Raw genomic sequence first — 727 nt, 5'->3', positions numbered from 1 at the left:
GTGAGAATTTCAGTTCCATCCTCATCATTTAAGGCAAAGCGGACACCTGCAAACACATCATTTTGACCGATGTTCTGTGCGTTATTTCCCCGACTATCATAGAGGTACTCTCCAATAAGGCCGACATCCCAAACCGTATCAAAAGCGCCGACGATGGTATATTCGAAACCCGTCACCACGCCAACATGATGGTCATAACTATCTCGATATACACTTTCAAGCTTCCATAACCAATCTCCGACAATGCCTTGAACATCAATACCGACATGACTCATCAGCGCATAATATGGTTTGAGTTCACCTTGCTCGAATCGAAAATAGGGATCTCGATTGGTCCCGAACAAATAGCTCAAACCAATATCCCAATCACCCAGCATTTTGGAATATCGAAATGCCACATCAATGTGTTTCTCTTCCCTACTCGATTCATAAATAGCGTTGTCAGAAACAACAGTCTCCGTACGTAAACGTCCGTCTTGACCAGCAAAAGTACGCTCCCGAAAATAAGGAAGTACCATGGCATGAAAAGCGCCCCAATCTTTAATCACCGTAAAGTGTACCATTGGCTGACCCAGTTTATCTTCGCCATCAACCGCTTCCACGGCATCTGTTTGGTTCACAACATCAACCAGATGCGCGGACTCGGTGACGCCCCAAAACACTTTACTGATCCCAACTCTAAGCTCGTAATCATCCCAATACGTGAGAAAAAGCGCTTCTCTAATGT

The 727-nt window shown here is 44.8% G+C and carries 1 pseudogene; it reads right to left on the bottom strand.

Features of this window, described 5'->3' with window-relative positions:
* A pseudogene (locus tag R7Z77_RS25430) lies at positions 1-727 on the bottom strand (hypothetical protein); the annotation flags it as partial.

The sequence above is a fragment of the Vibrio sp. 1401 genome (assembly GCF_033340295.1).
Note: the sequence above shows the minus strand (reverse complement) of the source record. Positions and strands in the feature narration are given on the sequence as shown.